Annotated in this window: 2 protein-coding genes; both read right to left on the reverse strand. The window is 69.8% G+C overall.

Translation table 11 applies throughout. The features are described from left to right. Positions 1–224 precede the first annotated feature (224 nt). Positions 225–908: a class I SAM-dependent methyltransferase gene (locus tag ACWDU1_RS32110; protein ID WP_450004176.1), complete on the reverse strand. Its 684-nt coding sequence runs from the start codon at positions 906–908 to the stop codon at positions 225–227. Further along, positions 905–1,749 (reverse strand): enoyl-ACP reductase (locus ACWDU1_RS32115; RefSeq protein WP_450004177.1); only part of this gene is annotated, 845 nt, incomplete at its 5' end. The genes ACWDU1_RS32110 and ACWDU1_RS32115, both read right to left, overlap by 4 nt.

Genomic DNA, 1,749 nt, shown 5'->3' on the forward strand with positions numbered 1-1,749 from the left:
CCATGTCCGGCACCGCCATCTCGAATCCCCCTTCCGGCCCACGGGTATGTTCGGTGACTCTACCGACGAGTAGCGGCGGCGTCGCCGGAAAACCGGCCGCTCACAGGGATTGGGCTGTGACATGCCGCACGCGGGTCGTGAGGTGTCACAGGCGCGCGGGGGCGCACAGGGGAACAGGTCCACAGAGATCATCGGGTCGAACGTCGCAGTCGCGCAGGGATACGTCAGACCCCGCGACCGGACGCCACCGGGCTCCCCGAGTCCTGCCCGGGCGCACCCGTTGGCCGGACCGCGGTGAGGTACTGGAAGAACCGGTGCACCCGCTGGTCGATATCGGTCAGGCCCGCGGCGGCGAACAGGTCGGGGAAGGTCTGCCCGTCGAACATGCGCAGTCCGCTCACCGCGGCGGTCAGCCGGGTGATCTCGCCGATCGGATTATCGGGACGGTGGCTGGTGGTGATCGCCAGACGTCCCCCCGGCGCCAGCACCCGCACCATCTCCCGGGCCGCGACCAGCGGATCGGGGATCAGGTACAGCGCGCCGAAACAACAGACCGCGTCGAAGGTTCCGTCGGCGAACGGCAGATATCGTGCGTCACCGCGGACATAACCCGCGCGCGGACCCGCGTTGTCGGCCCGGGCACGCGCCAGCATCGGCGGTGAGAAGTCGATACCCGTCACATAGCCGCCGGCCGGGACCTGCTCGCTGAGATAGCGGGTGAAATTGCCCGGCCCGCAGGCGATATCCAAGACCCGGTGGGCCCGGTGCAGGTGCAGCGAATCGACCGCGAACCGCCGGTCGGCTTCGGTGCTGCGGCCGGTGGCGAGATAGAACACCGTCGGCCGCCACACCTTCTCGTACACCGCCGCCAGCGCCGGCGCGTTCATGGTGCGTCGCGCGAGGTTCATCCCAGGCGCTCGACATCGATGGTCATACCGGCCGCGCGCAGCCGATCGGTCAACGCGTCGCCCATGGCGGCGGCGGGAGTGAGAATTCCGGCGAGTTCGGGCTTGTCGTCGAACGCCAGCGCCAGCCCGCTCTCGCCCAGCATCACCGCGGTCGCCTTGTATCCGGGATCGCCCAGCCCGGCGAAATTCGCGAGATACCGTGCTCCCGAGGAGGTCCGCGCGTAGGTCCGCATCCGGAACCAGCCGCTTTCCCGGGTGGCTTCGCTCGGACCGGTGCCGGGGGCGGGCAGGATCCGGTCGAGCAGGGCGCGCCCGCCGCGGAAGCGCGACAGCAGCCCGCCGATCCCCATCGCGGCCACCACACCGCCGGAGACACCCGCCGCGACCAGCGGCGCCAGCGCAGAGGTCCCGGCGCCCATGGTCTCGCGGTAGCGGAAGTTCTTGCCGTACACCCAGCCCAGCAGCCCGTTGCTGCGCCGCACGATCTTGGTGTTGTGACTGGCCATCACGAAGGTGCCCACCCAGCCGCGCAGGCTCGGGTCGATCTCGCTCGCCCGCTGCACGGTGAGATCGGTCTGGCGGCCGACATCGGGGTCCATCGTCTTATCGGGGCTCAGCGAATACGGGTGGGCGAGAACCGCCCCCTTGGACCGGTCCGCGGCGACGGCCTCCATCATGGCGCGACCGGAATCGACGGTGCCGCCGCTCACCCCGCCGCGCATCGTCGCGATGAGGGTGGTGTCGCCGAGCTCGCCGGTATTGTCCGCGACACTGCGGCGGTAGAGCTGGTAGACGCTGAGGTCGGAGGGGACCGAATCGTAGCCGCAGGAGTTCACGATCT

It is taken from the genome of Nocardia sp. NPDC003345, from assembly GCF_053589395.1.

What these genes read in the sequence shown, in the direction of transcription:
- ACWDU1_RS32110 (WP_450004176.1), bottom strand. Translation starts at nt 908, where the DNA reads ATGAACCTCGCGCGACGCACCATGAACGCGCCGGCGCTGGCGGCGGTG.